Annotated in this window: 24 protein-coding genes and 1 riboswitch; of the genes, 16 read left to right on the plus strand and 8 right to left on the minus strand. The window is 72.5% G+C overall.

Going from position 1 to position 23,801, the window contains the following annotated elements; translation table 11 throughout:
- Nucleotides 1-36: 36 nt before the first annotated feature.
- The 3 genes from EV378_RS22360 to manA are packed head-to-tail and all read left to right on the plus strand — an operon-like array spanning nucleotide 37 to nucleotide 2,577.
- On the plus strand, nucleotides 37-258 hold the full coding sequence (locus EV378_RS22360; protein ID WP_132429332.1) for a Trm112 family protein: 222 nt from the start codon (nucleotides 37-39) through the stop codon (nucleotides 256-258).
- Nucleotides 259-260: 2 nt separating this feature from the next.
- Complete coding sequence (locus EV378_RS22365; protein WP_341540464.1) at nucleotides 261-1,346, plus strand: SIS domain-containing protein; 1,086 nt, start codon at nucleotides 261-263, stop codon at nucleotides 1,344-1,346.
- A gap of 19 nt (nucleotides 1,347-1,365) precedes the next feature.
- Nucleotides 1,366-2,577, plus strand: a complete 1,212-nt coding sequence (gene manA / locus EV378_RS22370) for a mannose-6-phosphate isomerase, class I (protein WP_132429334.1) — start codon at nucleotides 1,366-1,368, stop codon at nucleotides 2,575-2,577.
- A 16-nt stretch (nucleotides 2,578-2,593) separates the two neighbouring features.
- Here manA and EV378_RS22375 read toward each other — a convergent pair whose 3' ends face one another.
- Nucleotides 2,594-3,781 (minus strand): FAD-dependent oxidoreductase, encoded by a 1,188-nt coding sequence (locus EV378_RS22375; protein WP_165922428.1) that lies wholly within the window; start codon nucleotides 3,779-3,781, stop codon nucleotides 2,594-2,596.
- Nucleotides 3,782-3,887: 106 nt separating this feature from the next.
- Here EV378_RS22375 and EV378_RS22380 point away from each other — a divergent pair, with 106 nt between their 5' ends.
- Together EV378_RS22380 and EV378_RS22385 are read left to right on the plus strand one after the other, a co-directional pair.
- Nucleotides 3,888-4,496, plus strand: coding sequence for a TetR/AcrR family transcriptional regulator (locus EV378_RS22380; protein ID WP_132429338.1), 609 nt, complete (start codon nucleotides 3,888-3,890; stop codon nucleotides 4,494-4,496).
- 37 nt (nucleotides 4,497-4,533) lie between these two features.
- Complete coding sequence (locus EV378_RS22385; protein ID WP_132429340.1) at nucleotides 4,534-5,457, plus strand: cation diffusion facilitator family transporter; 924 nt, start codon at nucleotides 4,534-4,536, stop codon at nucleotides 5,455-5,457.
- 168 nt (nucleotides 5,458-5,625) lie between these two features.
- Here EV378_RS22385 and EV378_RS22390 read toward each other — a convergent pair whose 3' ends face one another.
- The 3 genes from EV378_RS22390 to EV378_RS22400 all read right to left on the minus strand — a co-directional run bounded on the left by EV378_RS22390 (nucleotide 5,626) and on the right by EV378_RS22400 (nucleotide 7,074).
- On the minus strand, nucleotides 5,626-5,946 hold the full coding sequence (locus EV378_RS22390) for a MerR family transcriptional regulator (protein ID WP_132429342.1): 321 nt from the start codon (nucleotides 5,944-5,946) through the stop codon (nucleotides 5,626-5,628).
- Between the two features lie 69 nt (nucleotides 5,947-6,015).
- Nucleotides 6,016-6,459: an Hsp20/alpha crystallin family protein gene (locus EV378_RS22395; RefSeq protein WP_132429344.1), complete on the minus strand. Its 444-nt coding sequence runs from the start codon at nucleotides 6,457-6,459 to the stop codon at nucleotides 6,016-6,018.
- Nucleotides 6,460-6,618: 159 nt separating this feature from the next.
- Nucleotides 6,619-7,074, minus strand: a complete 456-nt coding sequence (locus tag EV378_RS22400) for an Lrp/AsnC family transcriptional regulator (RefSeq protein WP_243653713.1) — start codon at nucleotides 7,072-7,074, stop codon at nucleotides 6,619-6,621.
- Nucleotides 7,075-7,227: 153 nt separating this feature from the next.
- Between EV378_RS22400 and ald the strand changes: the two genes are divergently transcribed.
- Nucleotides 7,228-8,340: an alanine dehydrogenase gene (ald, locus tag EV378_RS22405; protein ID WP_132429348.1), complete on the plus strand. Its 1,113-nt coding sequence runs from the start codon at nucleotides 7,228-7,230 to the stop codon at nucleotides 8,338-8,340.
- 76 nt (nucleotides 8,341-8,416) lie between these two features.
- Nucleotides 8,417-9,964 (plus strand): amino acid permease, encoded by a 1,548-nt coding sequence (locus EV378_RS22410; protein WP_132429350.1) that lies wholly within the window; start codon nucleotides 8,417-8,419, stop codon nucleotides 9,962-9,964.
- A 53-nt stretch (nucleotides 9,965-10,017) separates the two neighbouring features.
- Here EV378_RS22410 and EV378_RS22415 read toward each other — a convergent pair whose 3' ends face one another.
- Together EV378_RS22415 and EV378_RS22420 are read right to left on the minus strand one after the other, a co-directional pair.
- Nucleotides 10,018-10,401 carry a DUF1761 domain-containing protein gene (locus EV378_RS22415; RefSeq protein ID WP_132429352.1) on the minus strand — a complete coding sequence of 128 codons (384 nt, stop codon included), beginning with the start codon at nucleotides 10,399-10,401 and terminating at the stop codon, nucleotides 10,018-10,020.
- Nucleotides 10,398-10,697, minus strand: coding sequence for a DUF1905 domain-containing protein (locus tag EV378_RS22420; RefSeq protein WP_132429354.1), 300 nt, complete (start codon nucleotides 10,695-10,697; stop codon nucleotides 10,398-10,400). The genes EV378_RS22415 and EV378_RS22420 overlap by 4 nt, the downstream gene beginning before the upstream one ends.
- Nucleotides 10,698-11,248: 551 nt before the next feature.
- Here EV378_RS22420 and EV378_RS22425 point away from each other — a divergent pair.
- Nucleotides 11,249-12,148, plus strand: a complete 900-nt coding sequence (locus EV378_RS22425) for an aminoglycoside phosphotransferase family protein (protein ID WP_132429356.1) — start codon at nucleotides 11,249-11,251, stop codon at nucleotides 12,146-12,148.
- Between the two features lie 83 nt (nucleotides 12,149-12,231).
- Here the strand turns inward: EV378_RS22425 and EV378_RS22430 are convergent, their stop codons facing one another.
- Nucleotides 12,232-13,866: a long-chain fatty acid--CoA ligase gene (locus EV378_RS22430; protein WP_132429358.1), complete on the minus strand. Its 1,635-nt coding sequence runs from the start codon at nucleotides 13,864-13,866 to the stop codon at nucleotides 12,232-12,234.
- Nucleotides 13,867-14,063: 197 nt separating this feature from the next.
- Between EV378_RS22430 and EV378_RS22435 the strand changes: the two genes are divergently transcribed.
- Nucleotides 14,064-15,368 carry a glutamate mutase L gene (locus EV378_RS22435; protein ID WP_132429360.1) on the plus strand — a complete coding sequence of 435 codons (1,305 nt, stop codon included), beginning with the start codon at nucleotides 14,064-14,066 and terminating at the stop codon, nucleotides 15,366-15,368.
- 101 nt (nucleotides 15,369-15,469) lie between these two features.
- A riboswitch (S-adenosyl-L-homocysteine riboswitch) is annotated at nucleotides 15,470-15,552 on the plus strand.
- 149 nt (nucleotides 15,553-15,701) lie between these two features.
- On the plus strand, nucleotides 15,702-17,201 hold the full coding sequence (ahcY, locus tag EV378_RS22440) for an adenosylhomocysteinase (RefSeq protein WP_132429362.1): 1,500 nt from the start codon (nucleotides 15,702-15,704) through the stop codon (nucleotides 17,199-17,201).
- 134 nt (nucleotides 17,202-17,335) lie between these two features.
- Here the strand turns inward: ahcY and EV378_RS36455 are convergent, their stop codons facing one another.
- Nucleotides 17,336-17,935 carry a DUF1330 domain-containing protein gene (locus tag EV378_RS36455; RefSeq protein WP_243653714.1) on the minus strand — a complete coding sequence of 200 codons (600 nt, stop codon included), beginning with the start codon at nucleotides 17,933-17,935 and terminating at the stop codon, nucleotides 17,336-17,338.
- A gap of 121 nt (nucleotides 17,936-18,056) precedes the next feature.
- Between EV378_RS36455 and EV378_RS22450 the strand changes: the two genes are divergently transcribed.
- The 6 genes from EV378_RS22450 to EV378_RS22475 are packed head-to-tail and all read left to right on the plus strand — an operon-like array spanning nucleotide 18,057 to nucleotide 23,780.
- Nucleotides 18,057-18,368 carry a hypothetical protein gene (locus EV378_RS22450; RefSeq protein WP_132429364.1) on the plus strand — a complete coding sequence of 104 codons (312 nt, stop codon included), beginning with the start codon at nucleotides 18,057-18,059 and terminating at the stop codon, nucleotides 18,366-18,368.
- A gap of 20 nt (nucleotides 18,369-18,388) precedes the next feature.
- Nucleotides 18,389-18,862, plus strand: a complete 474-nt coding sequence (locus tag EV378_RS22455; protein WP_243653715.1) for an NUDIX hydrolase — start codon at nucleotides 18,389-18,391, stop codon at nucleotides 18,860-18,862.
- Nucleotides 18,863-18,887: 25 nt separating this feature from the next.
- The gene (locus tag EV378_RS22460) at nucleotides 18,888-19,523 is read left to right on the plus strand and encodes a dTMP kinase (RefSeq protein ID WP_132429367.1); all 636 of its coding nucleotides are present in this window, start codon (nucleotides 18,888-18,890) and stop codon (nucleotides 19,521-19,523) included.
- A gap of 48 nt (nucleotides 19,524-19,571) precedes the next feature.
- Entirely contained in the window at nucleotides 19,572-20,249 is a 678-nt protein-coding gene (gene mtrA, locus EV378_RS22465; RefSeq protein ID WP_132429369.1) for an MtrAB system response regulator MtrA, read from the plus strand.
- 49 nt (nucleotides 20,250-20,298) lie between these two features.
- Nucleotides 20,299-22,038, plus strand: coding sequence for an MtrAB system histidine kinase MtrB (gene mtrB / locus EV378_RS22470; RefSeq protein WP_132432563.1), 1,740 nt, complete (start codon nucleotides 20,299-20,301; stop codon nucleotides 22,036-22,038).
- Nucleotides 22,035-23,780 (plus strand): LpqB family beta-propeller domain-containing protein, encoded by a 1,746-nt coding sequence (locus EV378_RS22475; protein ID WP_132429371.1) that lies wholly within the window; start codon nucleotides 22,035-22,037, stop codon nucleotides 23,778-23,780. Before mtrB ends, EV378_RS22475 begins: the two co-directional genes overlap by 4 nt.
- The last annotated feature ends 21 nt before the right edge of the window (nucleotides 23,781-23,801 follow it).

Here is a 23,801-nt window from a genome sequence, read left to right on the forward strand (position 1 = left end):
CCGGCACCATCATGGAGAAAGGCGACGAGGAGAACCGTGGCCGTACAGCTCGACCCCCAGCTGCTCGAGATCCTGGCGTGCCCGTGCGACGAGCACGCGCCCTTGGAGGCGGGCAGCCCGGACGACGCGGCGGCCGACGTCCTGACCTGCACCGCGTGCGGTCGCCGCTTCCCCGTGGTGGACGGCATCCCGGTGCTGCTGCTCGACGAGGCGCTGCCCGCCGAGCCGAAGGCCCCCGACGACGGGACGGCCGGGTGACCATGGTGCTCGACGACACGCTGCTGGCCGATCCCGGTGAGCTGGCGTCCCGGGACACGGCCGGTGACCTGCGCGCCGCCGCGACGGCGGGCGCCCAGATCCGCTCGACCGTGTTCGGCGCCGCCGAGGCCGGGGTCGGGTCGCTGGCCGGTTTCCGGCCCCGCGCCCTCGTGCTGCTCCGCAGGCCCGGTGTGTCCGGGGCCGCGGCCGACCTGATCCAGGCGCTGCTCGGTCCGCGGTGCCCGGTGCCGGTCGTCGTCGCCGACGAGGTTCCGGGCTGGATCGGCCCGCTGGACGTGGTCGTCGGACACAGCGTCCTGGACACCGACGCCGAGCTCGCCACGTCGGTGGAACTGGCCGCGCGCCGGGGCGCCGAGGTCGTGCTGGCCGCGCCGGAGTCCGGCCCGGTCGCCGCGGCGGGCGCAGGCCGGATCCGGCTGGTGCCGCCGCGCGTCCCGGTCCCGGCCGGGCTCGGCTTCGCGCACGCGATCACCACGATGCTCTCCGCCGTCACCGCGCTGGAGCTGCTCTCGCCCGCCCCGGCGGAGGGGTTCGAGGCGCTGGCCGACGCCGTCGACGCCGAGGCGGAGCGCTGCCAGCCGAACCACGAGCCGTTCGTCAACCCGGCCAAGTCGCTCGCGCTGCGCCTGGCCGAGCACACGCCGCTGCTGTGGGGCACCGACCCGGCGGCCGTCGCCGTGGCGCGGCACGGCGCCGTCACGCTGGCCACGCAGGCCGGCGTCGTGGCGCACGCCGCCGACCTCGCGCAGGCGGGCACCGAGGGCGGGCTCGCCCGCGCCGTCGACATGGCCGAGCGCGAGCACGACGTGTTCCGCGATCCGTTCGACGACCCGGACCCCGGCGCGCTGCCGCCGCGGCTGCTGCTGATCGGCACCGGCGAGGAGGACCCGCAGGCGGTCAGCCGGATGCGCCTGGGCCGGGAGTGGCCGGGGGCCGACGTCGTGCACCCCGTCGAGGAGGTGCCCCGGGGGACCCGCGACGCGGCACTGCTGCGGTCGGTGCTGCTCGCGGTGCGTCTCGACATGGCCGCGATCTACCTGGGCCTCGCCCAGGCCGGCGGCGCCTGACTTCCCGGGAGGAGATCCGATGGAGCTTCTGGACAACCCGGTACGGGCCTACGCGTGGGGATCCCGGACGGTGATCGCCGAGCTGCTCGGCCAGCCGGTCCCGTCCCCGCACCCGCAGGCCGAGATGTGGCTCGGCGCCCACCCGGCGGCTCCGTCGCGGTTGCGTCGCGACGACGCTCCGTCCCTGGACGACGTCGTGCGGGCCGACCCGGCGGGTGTGCTCGGCGCCGACCGCGACGCGCGGTGGTCCGGTCGGCTGCCGTTCCTGCTCAAGGTGCTCGCGGCCGACGAGCCGCTGAGCCTGCAGGCGCACCCGAGCCTGTCGCAGGCCGCGGACGGGTTCTCCCGGGAGAACGCCGCCGGGCTGGCGCTGGACGCGCCCGACCGCAACTACCGCGACGCCAACCACAAGCCGGAGCTGATCTGCGCGCTCACCGAGTTCGCCGCGCTCGTCGGCTTCCGTGAGCCGGCCCGCACGCTGGAGTTCCTGCGCGCGCTCGACGTGCCCGCGCTGACCGGGCACGCCGAGCTGCTCGCCGCCCAGCCGGGACCGGACGGGCTGCGCGCGCTGTTCACGACGTGGATCACGCTGCCGCAGTCGGTGCTGGACACGCTCGTCCCGGCCGTGCAGGACGGTGCGGTGCGCCTGGTCGGGTCCGGCGAGGCGTTCCGCGACGAGGCGCGCACCGTGCTGGAGCTGTCCGAGCGGTACCCGGGGGACGCCGGCGTCCTGGCCGCGCTGCTGCTGAACCGGGTCACCCTGGCTCCGGGGCAGGCGATGTACCTGCCCGCCGGGAACCTGCACGCCTACCTGTCCGGTGCCGGCGTCGAGCTGATGGCCAACTCGGACAACGTGCTGCGCGGCGGGTTGACGCCGAAGCACGTCGACGTGCCGGAGCTGCTGCGGGTGCTGGACTTCACCGCGCCCCCGCCGCCGGTCTCGTCCGGCAGCCCGGAGCCGGGCGCCGAGGAGTGGGTCCGTTACGACACCCCGGCCGAGGAGTTCCTGCTGCGCCGCTGGGAGGTGACCGAGCGGGCGAAGTGCACGGTGCCCGGCGCCGGCGCCCGCATCCTGCTGTGCACGTACGGCAGCGCGACGGTCACGTCGTCGTCCGGGTGCCTGTCCCTCGACCGCGGCGGCGCGGTGTTCCTCGGCGACGGCGACACGGGCGTCGAGCTGGCCACCGACCCGAACGGTGCCCAGGTGTTCCTCGCCGGGGACGGCCTGTAGCTCACCTGCCCGGTGGTCAGGTGCACTGCGCGGCCGCGTTGCGGCGGCTGTGCTCGGCGATCATCTCCTCGCGCCGCCGGGCCGCGTGCGCCGACCCGTCGGCGGAGAAGAACCCGTCGAGGCCCTCCGCCGCGCCGAGCGCGTTCACGGTCGCGCGCGGGAACATCGTCCGCTCGTAGCGGAGCACCGCCGTCGCGACGTCCGGGCCGGCCAGGATCTCCCCGGCCAGCTCGGCGCCGTCGAGCATCGCCGAGTTCGCGCCCTCTCCGGAGAACGGCGACATCACGTGCGCCGCGTCGCCGACCAGCGTCACCCCCGGCGTCGACGGCCAGGTGTGCGGCACCGGCAGGGCGTACAGCGGACGGCAGTACACGGCGTCGTCGCACGCGTCGATCATCGCGGTCAGGGCGGGCGCCCAGCCGTCGAACCGGCGGCGGAGCTCGGCACGCACCGCGACGGCGTCGTCGAACCGGGCGCCGGTCAGCGACAGCCCGGCGGCGACCGGCCAGTCGAGCGCGTCCCGGAACCCGGCGTAGACCCGCACGGATCCGTCGCCCTGGCGCTGCGCGACGAGTCCCTTCGCGTCCGCGGCCGAGAACATCCCGCCGCGCCCGACGAGCGCGGAGACGGCCGGGTGGGCCGTGTCGACGCAGCTGATCCGGAGCTCGACGAACGTCACGCCGGAGTACTCCGGGCGCGCCGCGGACAGCAGCGGCCGGACCACCGACCACGCGCCGTCGGCCCCGACGACGAGGTCCGCCGTCACCGACCCGCCGCCGGTCTCCAGCACGTGCCGGTCGCCGTCGCGGCGGATCTCGCGCACGGTCGTGCCCCACCGGACCGTGCCCGGCTCCAGGGCGTCCAGCAGCAGGCTGCGCAGCACGCCGCGGTCGATCTCCGGGTTGGCCATGTCGTCCGGCGCGGTGATCTCCTCGGCCAGCACGGTGCCGTCGCGGTCCAGTACGCGCTGGTCCTGACCCTCCGGACGGCAGTGCCAGAGGAACGCGTCCAGCAGCCCGGCGGCGGCCAGCGCGTCCTGTCCCGATCCCTTCTTCATGTCGAGCGTGCCGCCCTGGTCGCGGCTGTGCGGTCCGTCGTCGCGTTCGAGGACGGTGACGGTGACGCCGCCCCGCTGCAGGGCCGCGGCGAGCGTCAGCCCGCCGGGCCCGGCTCCGACGACGGCGACGTGGGTGGTGGTGGTCATGGCGGCCTCCCGCGGGTCGTGGTTCTCGTCCGCGACGAGCATAGGTGAAGTCGCTCAGAAAGTGTAGTGACTACACTTTTGTAGTGAGTCAGCTATCATTCCGTCCGTGTCCACCGCCGTCCCCGGCCGTCGCGAGCGCAAGAAGGCCGCCACCCGTCGGGCGCTCGCCGACGCCGCGCTGGAACTGTTCCTGGACCGCGGCTTCGACGGCGTGACCGTCGCCGAGATCGCCGACGCCGCCGACGTCTCGGTCACCACGCTGTTCAAGCATTTCCCCAGCAAGGAGGCGCTGCTGTTCGACGAGGACGGCGACCGTGAGGCCGACCTCACCGGCGCCGTGACCGGCCGGGCGGACGGGGAGACGGTGCTGGACGCGCTGCACCGGTGGTTCGTCGGACGGCTCGTCGCGCCGCCCCGCCGGCTCGGTGGCAGGGGCACGCCGACGGCGGAGGACATGGAGCGCTTCGGCGAGCTGCTCGGGTCCACCCCGTCGCTGCGCGAGTACGGCAGGCGGATGTGGGCCCGGCACGAGGACGCGCTGGCCGACGCGATCGCCGCCGAGGTGGGGGAGTCCGATCCGTCGCCCGCGGTCCGGGCGATCGCGAACATCGTCGTGCACCTGCCCGCACTGCTGCGCCGCGACGGCGTCGACCCCCGCGAGCAGCTGGACGCGACGTTCGCACTGCTGCGCGACGGCTGGGCGGAGCACGGTTAGTCTCTGCCGAGCAATTCGGGACGAAACGGAGGCGCGCGTGTCGGCTGGAGGCGGAACGAGGGCGGTCGTCGCGGCACTGCTGGCGAACCTCGGGATCGCGGTCGCGAAGTTCGTCGGCTTCCTGATCACCGGGGCGTCGTCGATGCTGGCCGAGGCCGTGCACTCGGTGGCCGACACGGCCAACCAGGCACTGCTCCTGATCGGCGGCAAGCGCTCACGGCGCGCACCGACCGACGAGCACCCGTTCGGCTACGGGCGGGACCGCTACTTCTATGCGTTCGTCGTGGCGCTGCTGCTGTTCAGTCTCGGCGCCGTGTTCGCGGTCTACGAGGGCATCCACAAGATCGAGGAGCCGGAGGAGCTGACCAGCCCGATCGTCGCGATCGTGATCCTGCTGGTCGCGATCGTGCTGGAGGGCTTCTCGTTCCGGACGGCGATCCACGAGTCCCGGCCGCTGAAGGGCGACCGGACGTGGTGGCAGTTCATCCGCCAGGCGCACGTCCCCGAGCTGCCGGTGGTGCTGCTGGAGGACTTCGGCGCGCTGATCGGTCTGGTGCTGGCCCTGCTGGGCGTCGGGCTCACGGTGGCCACCGGCGACCCGGTCTTCGACGGGCTGGGCACGCTCGCCATCGGCATCCTGCTCGGGATCATCGCGGTGATCCTGGTGATCGAGATGAAGAGCCTGTTGATCGGCGAGGGGGCTCTGCGGCCGGTGGTCGCGAGGATCGTGTCCGAGCTGGAGGCGGGCGAGGACGTCACGCGGTGCATCCATCTCAAGACCCAGTACCTGGGGCCGGAGGAGCTGCTGGTCGCCGCGAAGATCGCGCTGACGCCGGGGCTGTCGGTGGAGCGGGTCGCCCGCGCGATCGACGAGGCCGAGGCCCGCGTGCGCTCCGCCGTTCCGGAGGCGAGGGTGATGTACCTGGAGCCGGATCTGGACCGGACGCCCGCACGGGCGTGAGCGTCTAGTGCCCCGTCAAGGAACGTCGGTGCCGAAATCGGCGGATCCAGGCGTTCGCCGGCAAGGCGCCGGCCGGGCCTCGTACCGGGCGTACTCGGCCCGGTCGGCAACGCCGCCGGCGGGCGCCTGGGCCGCCGAGTTCCGTGCCGAACGTTTCTGGACGGGGCACTAGCGACGCCGGTCGCGTTCGAGCAGCTCGGTCTCGAGCTCGTGGATGCGGGCGTGCGCGGCCGAGAGCCTGGCCTCGAGCTCCAGGATCCGGACGGCCGCGAACAGCGTGAACCCGTCGTCGAACAGCACGCGGACGCGTGCGGCGTACTCGAGCTGGCGACGGGAGTACCTGCGGTGCCCACCGGACGAGCGGTGCGGGCTGACCACGCCCGCCTGGTCGAGGCTGCGCAGGAACGCGGGCTGGACCTCGAGTAGCTCGGCTGCCTTGCCCATGGCGACCGCGGGGTAGTCCTCGTCGTCGAGGCGGGACACTCCCACGCGGATCACCTCCCGGACGCGGCGGTCCCGCCGGTGGACTCCACCGGCGGGACCGCCCCGCGACGAACCTCAGACCTCGATCTCCTTGCGGTCACCGGTGCCGTGCTCGACCGAGATCGAGCGCGCCTTGGCCCGCTCGGCCACCGGGATCCGCACGGTCAACACACCGGCATCGTAGTGCGCGGTGATCCGGTCGGTGTCCAGGTTCTCGCCGAGGAACAGCTGGCGGGAGTACGCGCCGTGGGAACGCTCGGAGGCGACCATCTCGACGTCGTCACCACGGTCGCCGGGCCGGCGCTCGGCCTTGACCGTCAGGACGTTGCGCTCGACGGCGAGGTCGACCGCGGACGGGTCGACACCCGGCAGGTCGAACTCGACGACGAACTCCTCGCCGTGCCGGTAGGCGTCCATCGGCATGGCCGTCGGACGGCTCCAGGTGCCGCTGGGAAAGCCGGCGAACGCGCTCTGGGCGAGGCGGTCGAACTCACGGAACGGGTCGGTGCGCATCAACATCTCGAACCACTTCCTCTCGCTCGTGCCGCCCGGGTCGGCGGCTGCGGATCGGAGGGGCGCCAGGATCGAGCCGGTGCCCCCGCTGACGAATATCTATAGTTTGCACTCAAGATTTTTGCCTGGCAAGGGTCGAGATACTCGGCTGATCGGGTGAAAATCTCAGTACGTGTGCGGCGGGCGGTGGTGCTCGAAGATCAGGCTGGTGCGGGTGCCCGCCACGTCGGTGTCCTCGTTCAGCGAGGTGACGAGGTCGCGCAGCGAGCCGCTGTCCGCCGTGGCGACGTGCAGCAGGTAGTCGTCCTCGCCGGCGAGGAAATAGACGTCCCGCACCTCGGGGCGGCGCCCGACCCGCTCCACGAACGCGGCCAGCCTGCTGCGCGCGTCGCTCTGCAGGCGGACCGAGATCATCGACTGCAGGGGGTGTCCGGTGGCTGCCGGGTCCACGTCGGCGTGGTAACCGCGGATCACCCCGCGTTCCCGCAGCGAGCGGATCCGTCCCAGGCAGGTGGACGGTGCGATGCCGACCTGCTCGGCCAGTGCGTTGTTCGGCGTACGGGCGTCCAGTTCGAGCAGGCGCAGCAGTGCGCGGTCGACGCCGTCCAGTGGAGCCCGCACATCGTTCGGCGACGGAGGGCTGGATCGCCGGTGTTTCGACGATGTTTCGGTCATATCGCCAGTCTAGAGAATTATCCTCGGAATGCTTGGCGTCGACTGTCGACTTCTTCACCATTGAGGGGAGTGAGCCGACGTCGACGAGGAGGAGCGACGGTGCGCATCTCGGTGCCGAAGGAGACCAAGAACAACGAGTTCCGGGTGGCGCTGACCCCGGCAGGCGTGCACGAGCTCGTCGAACGCGGGCACGAGGTGATCGTGCAGCACGACGCGGGCACCGGCTCCGCCGTCTCGGACGCGGACTTCAAGGACGCGGGCGCGCAGATCCTGGACGACCCGGCCGAGGTCTGGGGCGCCGCCGAGCTGCTGCTCAAGGTCAAGGAGCCGATCGAGTCCGAGTACGGCTTCCTGCGTCCCGACCTGACGCTGTTCACCTACCTGCACCTGGCCGCGTCGCGCCCCTGCACGGACGCGCTGCTCGCCGGCGGCACCACGGCCATCGCCTACGAGACCGTCCGCACCGCCGACGGCCGCCTGCCGCTGCTGGCGCCGATGAGCGAGGTCGCCGGACGTCTGGCGCCGCAGGCCGGCGCCTACCACCTGATGGCCAACCACGGCGGTCGCGGCGTGCTGATGGGCGGCGTGCCGGGGACGCCCGGCGCCGACGTCGTCGTGCTCGGGGCCGGTGTGGCCGGCGCGAACGCCACCGCGATCGCGGTCGGCATGGGCGCCCAGGTCACCGTGCTGGACATCGACGTGGACAAGCTGCGCGCGCTCGACGATCGCTACGCCGGCCGCGTCCGCACCCGGTACTCGACGACGCTGGCCGTGCGCGAGGCCGTCGAGAACGCCGACCTGGTCATCGGCGCCGTGCTCGTCCCCGGTGCGAAGGCCCCGACCCTCGTGCCGAACGAGCTGGTCGCGCGCATGCGGTCCGGCGCAGTGCTCGTCGACGTCGCGATCGACCAGGGCGGCTGCTTCGCCGACTCCCGGCCGACCACGCATGCCGAGCCGACCTACGCCGTGCACGACACCGTCTTCTACTGCGTCGCGAACATGCCCGGCGCCGTCCCGCACACGTCCACCCGCGCGCTGACGAACGCGACCCTGCCGTACGTGCTGCGCCTGGCCGACCATGGCTGGCGGGACGCGCTGGCGGCCGACCCGGCTCTCGCGGGCGGCCTGAACGCGCACGCGGGGGAGCTGTACTCGGCCGAGGTCGCCGACGCGCACGGGCTGCCGTACAGCCGTCTCGGCGCGACGAGCTGAGGAAAACCTCAACGTTCTCCCAGTTCGGATCCCTCGCCCTTTCCCGAAGGGCGGGGGATCCGTAGGTTCCCGCCCCATGACGGTCACGAGCCGCCCCGGCGGGGGACGCAGGGTCAAATCGGTCGAACAGTCGATCCGTGACACCGACGAACCCGACAGCAAACTCAGCAAGTCCCTCGGCACGCTCGACCTCATCGTGTTCGGCGTCGCCGTGGTCATCGGTGCGGGCATCTTCACGCTGACCGCGCGGACGGCGGGCAACGTCGCCGGGCCCGCCGTGTCGCTGTCGTTCGTGCTCGCCGCGATCGCCTGCGGTCTGGCCGCGCTCTGCTACGCGGAGTTCGCCTCGACGGTGCCGGTGGCCGGCAGCGCGTACACGTTCTCCTACGCGACGTTCGGCGAGTTCATCGCGTGGATCATCGGCTGGGACCTGGTCCTGGAGTTCGCGGTCGGCTCGGCGTACGTCTCCACGGGCTGGTCGGAGTACCTCCAGGAGGTGCTCGGGCTGATGGGGCTCGAGGTCAAGACGAAGTTCGAGCTCGGTGGGTTCTTCACGTTCAACTGGGGCGCGCTGCTGCTCGTCGTCGTGCTCGCGTTCCTGCTCTACCGGGGCACGAAGCTGTCCAGCCGGGTCAGTCTCGTGATCACCGGCATCAAGGTCGCGATCGTCCTCTTCGTGATCATCCTGGGTGCGTTCTTCATCCGGGCGCAGAACTACTCGCCGTTCATCCCGCCGCCGGCGGCGGGCACCACCGAGACCGGCACCGGGATCCAGCAGTCGCTCCTCTCGCTGTTCGGTGGCGCGTCGTCGAGCGTGTTCGGCCTCTACGGCGTGTTCGCCGCGGCCGCCGTCGTGTTCTTCGCGTTCATCGGGTTCGACGCCGTCGCCACCACCGCCGAGGAGACCCGCAACCCGGCCAAGTCCCTGCCGCGCGGCATCATCGGCTCGCTCGTCATCGTCACCGTGCTGTACGTCGCCGTCACGCTGGTGATCAGCGGGATGGTGCCCTACACGGAGCTGGCCACGCAGAACGGCGAGTCGAAGACGCTGGCGTCGGCGTTCGCCATCGTCGGGGCCCCCTGGGCGGCCGCGATCATCGCCGTCGGAGCGCTGGCCGGTCTGACCACGGTCGTCATGGTGCTGATGCTCGGCCAGATCCGGATCATGTTCGCGATGTCCCGCGACGGGCTGCTGCCCACCGGGCTGGCCAAGACGAACGAGCGCGGGACGCCGGGCAGGGCGACCTGGCTGATCGGCACGGTGGTCGCGCTGGTGGCGACGTTCTTCCCGGCCGAGGACCTCGAGCAGATGGTCAACATCGGGACGCTGTCGGCGTTCGTGCTGGTCTCGATCGGCGTGATCGTGCTGCGCCGGACCCGCCCGGAGCTGCCGCGCTCGTTCCGTACGCCGCTCGTGCCGCTGGTCCCGATCCTGGCCGTGCTGGCCTGCGTGTGGCTGATGCTGAACCTGTCCGTCGAGACCTGGCTGCGGTTCATCATCTGGATGGTCGTCGGTGTGATCGTCTACTTCACGTACTCGAAGCGGAACTCGGTACTCGGACGTCGCGAGCGGGGCGAGCTCCCGACCCAGGCCGCCGACTCCGGCGGTTCCGACCAGAGCTGATCTGCTGCGACGAGGGGGTGGCCGATCTCCGGTCACCCCCTCGTCGTGCCCGGTCAGAATCCGATCGCGACGATCGCGGTGACGACCACGAGCTTGACCAGCCAGTCGCCCGCGTGGATCGCGGCCAGGGCCACCGGGACGCGTTCGTGGAACACCGAACCGGCGAGCAGCACGACCGGGAACGCCAGCCAGAGGCCGAGCGCGAGCACGATCGCGCCGCCGAAGCCCGGGTCCAGACGCGCGACGAGCAGGCCGAGCACGACGGCGAGCACGACGTTGCGGACGACCTCCACCCCCACCGTCGCGGCCGCCGGGCGTCGGGGACCCGCGTAGGCGGGGGAGAGCTCCGCCAGTCGGGAGCCCAGTGCGCCGTAGTAGGCGCTGCTGAGCACGAACGCCGCCACCACGGCCCCGATGGTCGCGAGGACGGCGCTCATCGCCGTTCCAGACGTTCGTCGAGGTGGACGGTGACGGTGTCGCCCGCCTGCTTGCCGATCGCCTTCCGGGCCGCGGCCGTGACCGGCAGCTTGTGCGTGCCGTCGCCGAGCGCCATGAACGAGCTCCGGAACGGGTGCCCGTCGATCGTTCCCCGGACCTTGACCAGGCCGCGGGTGCCGAAGAACTCGGCGGACCAGTCGGTGCACAGGTACACCCACCCGCCCGGCTGGTCGCTCTTCTCGAGCGTGCCGGTGAACGTGTGGTCGAGGGCGTGGATGGTGGTCGGTGTGCTCATGGCTGGCTCCGTCTGCGGATCGTCGTCCCGGCCGGCGTGCTCCGGACGAACGGTGAGACCGCCGGTCGTCGGGGAACTCATCGGAGCGCTCGCGCCTCGGCTCGCACCGAGATGCAGCCCAGCGGGCCCTGGTGATCGACAGGCCCCGCTGGGCCGCATCTCGGCGCTGTCGCCGACGCCGAGGGCGCCCGAGCCACGGGACCGCCGGAGCGTCGAACTGCCGTCACACGCGGCGGCGGTGATCCGGTAGCGGAGCCGGAGCTGGTCGAGCGCGGCGGTCGACGGTTCGGGGGTCATGTCGGCCCGTCCGGTGACGATCCAGCGCCGGAACTGGTCGCCGTGGACGTGCACGGCCGGAGCCGGGAGGCGCGTGGCGAGGGAGTGCCGTTCCGTGGAGCCCCGACGCGACACCGGTCGGCCCCGGACACCCGTCGAAGGGTCGGTGAGGCCGTATCCCCAGCCGCCCCCTGATCTCCGAAGCGGTGTCGGGTCTCGGCGGAGCCCGGAAATGCAGTCGCATCGGTGATCGGCAGAAGGCACTGTGACCAACGATGTCTGACCAGCAGATCGACGAGTTTCTGGCTCGCCGTCTGATCGTCGAGCAGTTCCCTGAATGGGCTGACCTGCCGATCTCGTCGGTGGCTCAACAGGGCGTGGACAATCGCACGTTCCGACTCGGCGAGACGCTGTCGATCCGCCTACCCAGTCACACGAGGTACGTGGCGGGTGTCGACAAGGAGAACCGCTGGCTTCCGCGGTTGGCGCCTCAGCTCCCGCTCCCGATCCCGACCCCGGTCGCGACCGGACGACCGACGGCGGACTTCCCGCGGCCCTGGTCAGTTCGTCGGTGGCTGGACGGGATCACGCTGACCGACGCTCGGGGGGTTGACCAGCTGAGGTTGGCCCGCGATCTGGCAGGCTTCCTGCGTGCTCTGCACCAGGCGGACGCCGCTGGAGGTCCGCCCGCCGGCGAACACAACTTCCATCGCGGCGCGCCACTGGCCGTCTACGACGAGCAGACCCGCCGGGCCATCGCGGCTCTGGGGACGAGTATCGACGCGCATGCCCTCATCCGGATGTGGGACGTGGCGGTGGAGTCCGTCTGGCAGGGCGCTCCGGTGTGGCTTCACGGGGACGTTGCGCCCGGGAACCTGCTGCTCAATCCGCGGGGTGAACTCAGTGCGGTGATCGACTTCGGGACAGCCGGTGTCGGCGACCCGGCGTGCGACCTGGTGATCGCGTGGACCGTTCTCGATCGCGGACCCCGCCGTGCGTTCTGTTCGCTGATGGAGCCGGATGCTGCGATGTGGGCGCGCGCTCGTGGCTGGGCGCTGTGGAAAGCGGTGATCACGCTGGCCGACGGCCGTGATCCGGCGGCCGTGCACCAGTCATCGACTGTGGTCCGGGAGCTGTCGGCCGAAGCGGGCGGCGATCTGCCGATGGCGTTCTGAGATCTGCGCAGCTCGGTGGCTGCGGGCCGGTCGGCCCCGGACACCCGTCGAAGGGGCCGGGCCGACCGGTCGCGTCGTGGCCGTCAGGCGTCCGGGGTGGCCACCTGGTACCCGCCGAACTTCTCGCGCAGTGTCTTCTTCGAGAACTTGCCGACGCTCGTCTTCGGCACCTCGTCGATGAACTCGACGGCGTCCGGGATCCACCACTTCGCGACCCGGTCGGACAGGAACGCGAGGATCTCCTCGCCGGTGACGTCCTCGCCGTCCTTGACCACCACGCACGCCAGCGGCCGCTCCACCCACTTCTCGTGCGGGATGGCGATCACCGCGGCCTCGGCGACCTTCGGGTGCGCCATGATCTCGTTCTCCAGCTCGACGGAGCCGATCCACTCGCCACCGGACTTGATCAGGTCCTTCGTTCGGTCGACCAGGCGGAACGAGCCGTACCGGTCCACCGACGCGACGTCGCCGGTGCGCAGCCAGCCGTCGTCGGTGTACTGCGCGCCGCCGCCCTCGCCGCGGTAGTACTCCTTCGCGATCCACGGCCCGGCCGCCTGGATCTCGCCGGTCGCGGTGTCGTCCCACGGCTGCTCCTCGCCGGTGTCCGGGTCGGTGATCCGGAGTTCGACGAGTGGTGCCGGGTAGCCCTGCCGCGCGCGGCCGTCGGCGCGCTCGTCCTCGGTCCAGGACGCCATGTGCGCGCGTCCGGTCGAGACCGTGGCGATCGGCGACGTCTCGGTCATGCCCCATGCCTGCAGCATCGGGACGCCCAGGCGCTCCCGGAAGCCCTCGGACAGCGAGCGCGGAACGGCCGAGCCACCGCAGATGACCGTGCGCAGCGACGACAGGTCGTACTGGTCGACGATCGACAGCAGGCCCATCCAGATCGTCGGGACGCCGGCGGTCACCGTCACCTTGTGCTCGTCCAGCAGGCCGGCGATCGCCTGCGGCGTCATGTTCGGGCCGGGGAACACGATCGAGCTGCCCGCCATCAGGCAGCCGTACGGCAGGCCCCACGCGTTCGCGTGGAACATCGGCACCACCGGGAGCACGACGTCGCGCTCGCAGACCCCGAGACCGTCGACGGTCATCGTGATCAGCGAGTGCAGCAGCGCGGAGCGGTGGCTGTAGACGACGCCCTTGGGGTTGCCGGTGGTACCGGACGTGTAGCACATCGCGGCCGCGGCGTTCTCGTCGTCGACGACGAACCGACCGACGTACGGCTCGGACGCCGCCAGGAGCTCCTCGTAGTCACGCACGCGCGGGTCGTCCGGGATCTGGGCGTCCGCGCCGTCGTCGATGACGATCACGTGGCGGACCGTCTCCATCTTGTCCAGATGCGGCGTGAACAGCGGCAGCAGCGACCGGTCGACGAAGACGACCTCGTCCTCGGCGTGGTTCGCGATGTAGGTCAGCTGCTCCGGGAACAGCCGGATGTTCAACGTGTGCAGCACCCGTCCGGTGCACGGTGCCGCGAGGTAGAGCTCCAGGTGCCGGGACGTGTTCCAGCAGAACGTCGCGACCCGCGCGTCGGCGGCCAGCCCGAGCCCGTCGAGCGCCGTGGCCAGCCGCCGCACCCGCACCGCCCAGTCCGCGACCGTCACCGACTCCTGGCCGTTTGCGGTGGCCGTGACCAGGGTCTTGTGCCCGAAGACCTGCTCGGCCCGGTGGAACACGTGCGGCAGCGTGAGCGGGCGGTCCTGCATCAGACCGAGCATGAGGTTCCTCCGGGAACGATGATGCGCACCGAGCGGCGCCGGTGCCGGGATCGACGAGCCGGAAGTTACCCCGACCGGGTGGCCGCGGTCACCGTCAGAAGCGACCATTTTCTCGCGGGCCGAGTCGATGGTGGGCACGGAAATCGTCCCACTCGACTACTCACGGCCACCGGTGATCGGCAGTAGGCTCGCTGTCCATGACCGATCCGCACGACAACGCCGGGGCCCCCGCGGTCTGCCTCGACGTCGGGTCGTGCTGGACGAAGGCCGTGCTGGTGCATCCGGACGGCACGCTGGCCGGGTTCGCCGAGCATCCGACGACCGGTGCGGACGTCCTGGAGGGCATCGACGCGGCCGTGGCGGGCGTCGCGGCGTCGTCCGGGCGGTCCGCGAGTGCGCCGGACGTGTTGGCGTGCTCGTCCGCGGGCGGATCCCTGCGGCTGGCCGTGGTCGGTGTGGAACGGCTCGCCGCCGTGGAGGCCGCGCACCAGGTGTGCCGGTCCGCGGGCGCCCGCGTGGTGCACGTGCACGCCGGGCCACTGGAGGGCGGCGCGGTGCGCGAGCTGCGCAGCAACCGGCCGGGCGTCGTGCTGCTGATCGGCGGCTCCGACGGCGACGACCCGGAGGTGTTCCTGCACAACGCGAGCCGCATCGCGCGGGCCCGCGGGAGGTACCCCGTCGTGCTGGCGGGCAACTCGTCGGCCCGCGACGACGCGCTCGGCCTGCTGCGCTCGACCGGCCGCAGCGTGACGGCCTGCCCGAACGTCGTGCCGCGCCCGGGCGAGATCGTGCCGGAGCCGGCCCGCGCCGCCGTCGCGGAGCTGTACTCCCGGCACGTGCTGGGAGTCGGGACCGGAGCGGTGGAGCCCCGGTTCCGGCGCATGGTGCGCACCCGCACGCCGGTCGCGGTCTCCGAGGGTGTCGCCGCGCTGGCCGTGGCGGTCGGGACCGGTGTGGCGGTCGTCGACGTCGGCTCCGCGACGACGGACGTGCACTCCGCGTTCCCGGACGCCGCCGCCGATCGTCTGGCCACCGTCGAGGGCGACCTCGGGGTGCGGTCGAGCGCGTCCGGGATCCTCGTCGAGGCCCAGACCGAAGGCATCGTCGATCCGGTCGAGGCGGACCTCCTCGCGCCCGCCGTCGAGACGCTCGTGACGTCCGGGTCGTCCGTCCCGACCGACCGCGGCAGCGCAGCGGAGGACCGCAGGCTCGCCGCCGTCGCCGCCGTCGTGGCGTTGCGCCGCCATCTGCGCCGGTTGCACGCGGGCCGGGAACGGGTCGGGCTGATCGTGCTGACCGGCGGCGTGTTCCGGCAGCGCGACCGCGCGGCGCTCACCGCCGTGGCCGAGACGGTGCGCCGGGACCCCGGCGTCATGGAGCTCGCCGGCGACGCCGAGGTGCGGGTCGACAGCGGCTCGGTGCTCGCCCCGGCTGGGTTGCTCGCGACGCACGGACGGGCGGCCGCCGCCGCGACCCTGCTGCGGGACCACCTGCTGGGATGAGCCCCGTCACACCGTGCATGACGAGCCTCACCCGAGGCGCGCCCTCCGGTTGACAGGTCGGATCGGACCCCGGAATCCTGATCCCTGCAATCGCGCAGTCGGCGGTCGAGAGGCGCTGCAGCGGGCCCGTTCACCGGCTCGCCACGCTCGGCCGCTGGCCATTGCACAAGGGCGCCTACTCGGACACGAGGAGGCTGCTGTGCTCGCGGAATCGCCGCCCTGACCGGCGAGAGAAGTCCGTCCCCGAGCCCGCCGTGACCCGGCAGGGCCCCGCCGGCGTCGAGATCCGGCGGAACGTCGAAGGAAAATCGCCCGAGGAGGCGCACCACACCCATGACCGCATCCGAGACGAGCCACCCGAAGCTGCAGCACGCTGGCGGGCTCGATTTCGCCATCGCCGACATCACCGAGGCGGAGTACGGCCGTAAGGACATCCGGCTCGCCGAGAACGAGATGCCGGGTCTGGTCGACCTGCGGCGCGAGTACGCCGAGGCGAAGCCGCTGCACGGTGCCCGGATCGCCGGTTCGCTGCACATGACCACCCAGACCGCCGTGCTGATCGAGACGCTGGTCGCGCTGGGCGCGGACGTGCGCTGGGTGTCGTGCAACATCTTCTCCACCCAGGACTACGCGGCCGCCGCGGCCGTGGTCGGCCCGCACGGCACCCCGGAGAACCCGCAGGGTGTGCCGGTGTTCGCCTGGAAGGGCGAGTCGCTCGAGGACTACTGGTGGTGCACCGAGCAGCTGTTCAAGTTCCGCGACGAGAACGGCAACGTGGTCGGCCCGAACATGATCCTCGACGACGGTGGTGACGCCACCCTGCTGGTGCACAAGGGTGTCGAGTTCGAGAAGACCGGTGTCGTGCCGACCGTCGCCGACGACGACCTGACCGTCGCCGACGAGGAGCGCGTCGTGCTGGCGACGTTGCGCCGCAGCCTGGCCGAGGACCCGCAGCGCTGGACCACGATCAACTCCGACATCCGTGGTGTCACCGAGGAGACCACGACCGGCGTCAACCGCCTCTACCAGCTGGCCGAGCGTGGTGAGCTGCTGTTCCCGGCGATCAACGTCAACGACTCGGTCACCAAGTCGAAGTTCGACAACAAGTACGGCATCCGGCACTCGCTGATCGACGGCCTGAACCGGGCGACCGACGTGCTGCTCGGCGGCAAGGTCGCCGTGGTCGCCGCCTACGGCGACACCGGTAAGGGGTCGGTCGAGGCGCTGGCCGGGCAGGGTGCCCGGGTCATCGTCGCCGAGGTGGACCCGATCTGTGCGCTGCAGGCGTTGCTCGAGGGCCACGAGGTCAACACGCTCGAGAACGTGATCGACAAGGCCGACATCCTGGTCACCGCGACGGGGAACAAGGACATCGTCACCGTCGAGTTGATGAAGCGGATGAAGCACCAGGCGATCGTGGCGAACGTCGGTCACTTCGACAACGAGATCGACATGGCCGGGCTGGGCCGGGTCGAGGGCATCCAGCGGATCACGATCAAGCCGCAGGTCGACGAGTGGATCTTCCCGGACGGGCACTCGATCATCGTGCTCTCCGAGGGCCGGCTGATGAACCTGGGCAACGCGACCGGTCACCCGTCGTTCGTGATGTCCAACAGCTTCTCCAACCAGGTGATCGCCCAGATCGAGCTGTTCACCAAGCACGAGGAGTACAACAAGGACGTCTACCGGCTGCCCAAGCACCTCGACGAGAAGGTCGCCCGCATCCACGTGGCCGCACTCGGCGGGGAGCTGACGAAGCTGACCAAGGACCAGGCCGAGTACATCGGCGTGGACGTCGAAGGCCCCTACAAGCCGGAGCACTACCGGTACTGAGGTAGTCCCGCGGGGAAGCCCGCCACCTCCCTCATCCCGTAACGAACGGCACCTTCGCGCAATCACATTGCTCGAAGGTGCCGTTCGTTCTGTCCGGGGAGGAGCGGCGCGAGGCGGCGCCGGGGTGGCGCGGGTCAGTCGATCGGGGCGACGACCCGGATGTCGCGGTCCGCGCCGCCGTCCAGGGCGGCCAGGGCCTTGCCGTACGGCTCGCTCTCGTAGGCCGCGACGGCCGCCTCCGGGCTGTCGAACTCGATGATCACGACGCGGTCGAGCAGCCCGGACTCGAACGCGGCGGACGCCGTCGCGCGGGCCACGAACCGGCCGCCCGCCGCCTCGAGCGCCGGCCCGGCCGTCTCCCGGTACGCGGCGATCTTGTCCTGGTCGTGCGCGGCCCGGTAGATCGACAGGAAGTGCGCGGCGCCGGGCGTCGACGTCGTGCCCTCGACCGCTTCGACGATCCGCAGGTCCCGGACGGCGCCGTCGCCCAGCGCGTCGAGTGCCTTCCGGTAGCCGGCGCTCTCGTACGCCGCGACGGCGGCGTCGACGCTCTCGAACTCGACCAACGTCGTGCGCTCGGCCCGGCCGGACTCGAAGGCCGCGGCGGCAGGCCCGCGGGCCAGGAACCGCCCTCCGGCCTCCAGCATGGCCGGCCCGCCGAGCTCGACGTAGGCCGCCAGCTTCTCCGGATCGCGGATCTCGAGGAACGCGTTCACCCAGTACGCCCTGGTCATGACTCGTACCCTAACCGCGCCACCCGCGCTGTGATCCGGAGAACGCGCGCCGATCCGGAGTACGCGTCCGCCCGGCCGCGCGCGGATGCCGGACCACCGCGCGTTCCGGCACGCTCTCCGGGTGGACCCGGCGTTGCGTGAGCTGCTGGCCGAGCTGGCGGAGTTCGGCGCGACCACCGATGCGTCGACCGACGAGCGGGCCCACAGGATGCTGTACATCACGCACGACACCGGCGTCGTCCTGTCCCCGCTGGTCCGGGCGACCGGGAGCGGGACGGTACCGGAGATCGGCACGTCGAACGGCTACTCCCACGCTGTGGCTGGCCGACGCCGTCGGCGAGGGCGGCACCGTCACGACCGTCGAGACGCCCGCCTGGCTGCCGTCGCTCTCCCCGATCGGCAAGGCGAGCTCGTCGTCCTCGAGGAGCCGTGACAGCGGGTTAGGGTGGCCTGGTGGACAGGGGTTCCGGATCCGGCGACGGTTGGGTCCGGTGCGCGCTGGGGCACAAGCACTGGGGCATCTACGGCGCGGCCGGTCTGCTGGTGCGTCACCGTGATCCGTCCGACGGCTCCGAGTGGGTGCTGCTGCAGCACCGCGCCGGATGGAGTCACCACGGCGGGACCTGGGGCGTGCCCGGCGGTGCCCGCAACCTCGGCGAGACGGCGCGGGACGCGGCACTGCGCGAGGCGGCCGAGGAGAGCGACCTGGACCTCGACCCGCTCCGCGCGGCCGACACCTACGTCGACGACCACGGCGGCTGGTCGTACACGACGGTCGTGCTGCGCTCCCCCGAGGCGCCACCGGTCGGCGTGCGCGGGGCCGAGTCGACGGAGCTGCGCTGGGTCCGCGCCGACCGGCTGCACGACCTGGAGCTGCACCCCGGCTTCGCCGGGACCTGGCCGCGGGTCCGGGAGCTGGGTGCCTGACCGCCTGCCGGTAGGTTCGCCGCCCGTGGGGCGGCTGGTGGTGATCGAGGGTCTTGACGGGGCCGGGAAGCGGACGTTCGCCGGCGGGTTGACGGACGCGTTGCAGGAGCACGGTGCCCGGGTGTCGACGCTCGCGTTCCCGCGTTACGACGACGACGTGCACGCCGAGCTGGCCCGCGACGCGCTGTACGGGCGGATGGGCGACCTGGCCGGGTCGGTGCACGCGATGGCCGTGCTGTTCGCGCTGGACCGCCGCGCCGCGATCCCGGAACTGGAGAAGGCGGCGGCCGCACACGACGTCGTGCTCGTCGACCGCTATGTCGCCTCGAACGCCGCCTACAGTGCTGCGCGCCTTCACGAGGACGCCGACGGCGACGTCGTGCGCTGGGTCCACGCGCTGGAGATCGAGCGCTTCGGCCTCCCGGCGCCCGCCCACCAGCTGCTGCTCGCGCCGCCCCGCGAGGTCGCCGCCGCCCGCGCCCGCTCGCGTGCGGCCGCCGACCCCGGCCGGGCCCGCGACGCCTACGAGAGCGACGACGACCTGCAGTCCCGCACCGACGGCGTCTACCGCGGGCTCGCCGCGTCCGGGTGGCTGAGTCCGTGGACGGTCATCGGTGACGATCACGACACCGGGACGCTCGCGGCCACGCTGCTGCGCTGAGGCCAGGGTGCTGCGGGGAGGCCGTTGTCCCGGTGCCATGCTTGTCCGATGAAGTCGCGCGTACTGGTGGTCGACGACGACCCGGCTCTGGCCGAGATGCTGACCATCGTGCTGCGGGGCGAAGGGTTCGACACCGCCGTCGTCGCGGACGGGACCCGCGCCCTGCCCGCAGTGCGCGAGACCGCGCCGGACATCGTGCTGCTGGACCTGATGCTGCCCGGGATGAACGGCATCGACGTGTGCCGCGCGATCCGCGCCGAGTCCGGCGTGCCGATCGTGATGCTGACGGCGAAGAGCGACACCGTGGACGTCGTGCTCGGGCTGGAGTCCGGCGCCGACGACTACGTGGTCAAGCCGTTCAAGCCGAAGGAGCTCGTCGCCCGCATCCGCGCCCGGGTGCGCCGCATCGAGTCGGAGCCCGCCGAGCAGCTGGCCATCGGGGAGATCGGCATCGACGTCCCGGCGCACCAGGTGACCCGTGAGGGCCGCCCGATCGCGCTGACGCCGCTGGAGTTCGACCTGCTGGTGGCGCTCGCCCGCAAGCCGCGGCAGGTGTTCACCCGCGAGGTACTCCTCGAGCAGGTGTGGGGCTACCGGCACGCGGCCGACACACGTCTGGTGAACGTGCACGTCCAGCGACTGCGCTCGAAGGTGGAGCGGGACCCGGAGCGCCCCGAGGTCGTGCTGACCGTGCGCGGCGTCGGGTACAAGGCCGGGCCCCCGTGAGCCGCCGACCGGCCCCGTGAACCGTCGGCTGCTGCGCCGCCTGGCCCGTATGCCGGTGCTGCGGCGGCTGGTGCGCGCCCTGCACCCGGTCCGGGTGCAGATCCAGGAGCTGGGCGCGGTGCTGGCCGCGTCCTGGCGGCGGTCGCTGCAGCTGCGGGTCGTGGTGTCCACGCTCGCGCTGTCCTCGGCCGTCGTGCTGGTGCTGGGGCTCGTGCTGCAGAGCGAGATCGCCGAGCGGTTGCTGCAGGCGAAGCTCGAGGGCGCGCTCAGTCAGGCCGAGGCCGGCCGGATCGTGCTCGAGGCCGACCTGGCCGGCGTCGACCCGGACCGGGAGGGCGCGCAGGACACGCTGACCAACGCGCTCGCCCGCCTGACCAACTCCGACGCAGGTGACCCCGGCTCGCCGAACGCCGGCGAGTTCCGGGCCGCGCTCACCACCGGGGCCGGCAACGGCCCCGAGGTGTCCGCCGGCCCGATCGACGACGTGACCCGCGAGCAGCGGGTGACGGTCGCCGACGGCGGGCTCTCCCGCCAGTACACGACGGTCGGCGGCGTGCCCACACTGGTGATCGGCCAGCCGGTCGGCACGGCGGGCCGGGAGCTGCAGTTCTATCTCCTGTTCCCGCTCGAGGCCGAGCGGATGACGCTCAACCTGGTGCAGAGCACGCTGATCGTCGGCGGGCTGGTGCTGATGGTGCTGCTGGCCGCGATCGCCAGCCTGGTCACCCGGCAGGTCGTGCGCCCGGTCCGGCAGGCCGCCGACGTCGCGGAACGCTTCGCCGGTGGCAACCTCGACGAGCGGATGCCGGTGCGCGGTGAGGACGAGGTCGCGCGCCTGGCCGAGTCCTACAACGAGATGGCGGCCGGGCTGGCCGCACAGATCAAGCAGCTGGAGGAGTTCGGCGCGCTGCAGCGGCGCTTCACCTCCGACGTCAGCCACGAGCTGCGCACGCCGCTGACCACGGTCCGGATGGCGGCAGACGTCCTCTACGCCTCCCGCGACGAGCTGCTCCCCGCCCTGCGCCGCAGCTCGGAGCTGCTGGTCACCGAGCTGGACCGGTTCGAGTCGCTGCTCGCCGACCTGCTGGAGATCAGCCGACTGGACGCGGGCGTGGCCGAGCTGGGGGCCGAGCGTGTCGACCTGGCCGGTGTCGTGGACCGTGCCGTGGACGCCGTGCGCGGCGTGGCCGCCGACTCCGGGACGGAGCTCGTGCTGTCGCTGCCGTCCGGTGAGTACGTCGACGCCGACCCGCGGCGCGTCGAGCGGATCGTCCGCAACCTGGTGGCCAACGCCGTCGACCACGGGGAGGGGCGTCCGGTCGAGGTGACGCTCGCCGGTGACGCGCAGGCGGTGGCGGTGCTCGTCCGGGACCACGGCGTTGGGCTGCGGCCCGGGGAGGCCGACCTGGTGTTCAACCGGTTCTGGCGGGCCGAGGAGTCCCGCGCCCGGCGCAGCGGCGGCACCGGGCTGGGGCTGTCGATCTCGGTCGAGGATGCCCGCCTGCACGGCGGCTGGCTGCAGGCGTGGGGCGAGCCGGGGCGCGGGTCGGCGTTCCGGCTGACGCTGCCGCGCCACGTCGGGGGGCACGTGGCGGCCAGCCCGTTGCCGCTCGGACCGCCGGACGCGGAGTCGTCGGAGTCCAGGAGCGGTGCGACGACGTCGGTGCCCACCCCGCCGTGGGGCATGCCGATCCCGCCGTCGCCGTCGGCGGAGCGGCCGGACGCCGAGCAGGGAAGGCTGCAGCCCGCGGAGCGGGCGATCATGGACACCGGGGACGACGACCGGTGAGGGCCCGACTGCTGCGCGCGGCCCCGCTCCTGCTCGCGCTCGCGGTGCTGGCCGGGTGCGCGAGCGTGCCGGGCCACTCGTCGGTGCAGGTCCTGCGCCAGACCGGGGACCAGGGCAACTCCGACGTCCCGACCGGGCCGGTGGACGGCAGCGATCCGCTGAACCTCGTCCGCAGCTTCGTCTACGCCTCCGGACGGCCCGCCGAGCGGCACGCCGCGGCCCGGCGCTACCTCGCGCCGCAGGCGTCGTCGTGGGACGACGGTGCGGCTCTCACGATCCTCGACGAGACGTTCGACACCGTGTTCTCCCCGACGCCGCCGCCGGGCGGCCCGGACCGGGCGTCGGTCCGGATCCGCGGTACCCGCCTGGGCACGCTCGACGCCTCCGGCGTGTTCCGGTCCGCGCCGGCACCGGTCGAGGTCGACGTCGGGGCGGTGCGCCGGGACGGGCAGTGGCGGATCGACGCGCTGCCGCAGGGGGTGTTCGTGCGGCTGTCGGACTTCCGCGCGAACTTCCGGTCGCTCAAGGCGTGGTTCGTCGACCCGGTGCACCGCACGCTGCTCTCCGACCCGCACTACATCCCCAGCGGCCGCACGACGGAGCTGGCCGCGCGGGCGATCGAGCTGCTGCTGCGAGGGCCGTCGGAGGATCTGGGGGACGCGGCGGTGACGTCGTTCCCACGGGGTGCGGCGCTGCGCGCGAACCTGACCGAGACGCCGGACGGGATCGTCGTCGCGGACTTCAACGGCGTGGACTCGCTCGCCGAGCCGGACCGCCGCCTGCTCGCCGGGCAGATCGCGCTCACGCTGGCCGAGGTCAGCGTGCCGCGGGTGCGGGTGCTGGCCGACGGCGAGCCGCTGCTGCCCGGACGCCCGGACGTCGGGCGCGAGGACTTCGCCGACCTGGTCGCGGGGCCGACCGCGACGCAGGTGCCGGAACCACTCGTCGTCGACGGCGGGAAGGTGCGACGGTTGACCGGGCCCGGCCAGGACGTGCCGGTCGGCGGGCAGGCGGGCAACGGCTCGTTCGACGTGGTGGACGCCGCCGCGACGTCGCGGACGAACCGGATCGCCGTGGTGTCCCGCGAGCAGACCGGGACGCAACGCCTGCTCGTCGGGCCGCGCGACGGGCAGCTCGTCGCCACGCCGGTGTCCGGCGCGACCCTGCAGTCCCCGACGTGGAACGCGGCGGGCGACGAGATCTGGGTGCTGGCGAACGGGGTCCCGCAGCGGGTGCTCGTGCCCGGCGCGGGCACCGGCGCCACCGGGCCGATCCGGGCTCTCGGGCTGGACACGGACGAGCTGCGTGCGGCGGGTTCGCTGACCGACCTGGCGATGTCCCCGGACGGCAGCCGCGTCGCCGCCGTCGCGGGCGGGCGGGCCGTCGTCGGGGCCGTGGTGGTCGGCCCGGACGGCGCGGCCGCCGTACGGCGGGTGCGGGCGCTGCGTCCGGCCGAGCTGGAGAGGGCCGTCGCGCTGGACTGGCGGGCCACCGATCAGCTGATCGTCACCACGAACACCGACCAGCCCGTCCACCTGGTGTCGATCGACGGCCTGACGCTGGACCGGCTGCCCAGCGTGAACCTGACCCCGCCGCTGCGCGCCGTCGCGGCCGCTCCGGGTCGGGCGCCCTACTTCGTCGCGGACCGCAGCGGCGTCTGGAGCTACGCCGGCGGCGATCTGGACGCGTGGCAGCAGATGCTGGGTGCGACGTCGAGTGCCCAGCCGTTCTACCCCGGCTGACCGCGCGCTACCGACGGGTTG

The organism is Pseudonocardia endophytica (assembly GCF_004339565.1).
GTDB classification, from domain to species: Bacteria; Actinomycetota; Actinomycetes; order Mycobacteriales; family Pseudonocardiaceae; genus Pseudonocardia; species Pseudonocardia endophytica.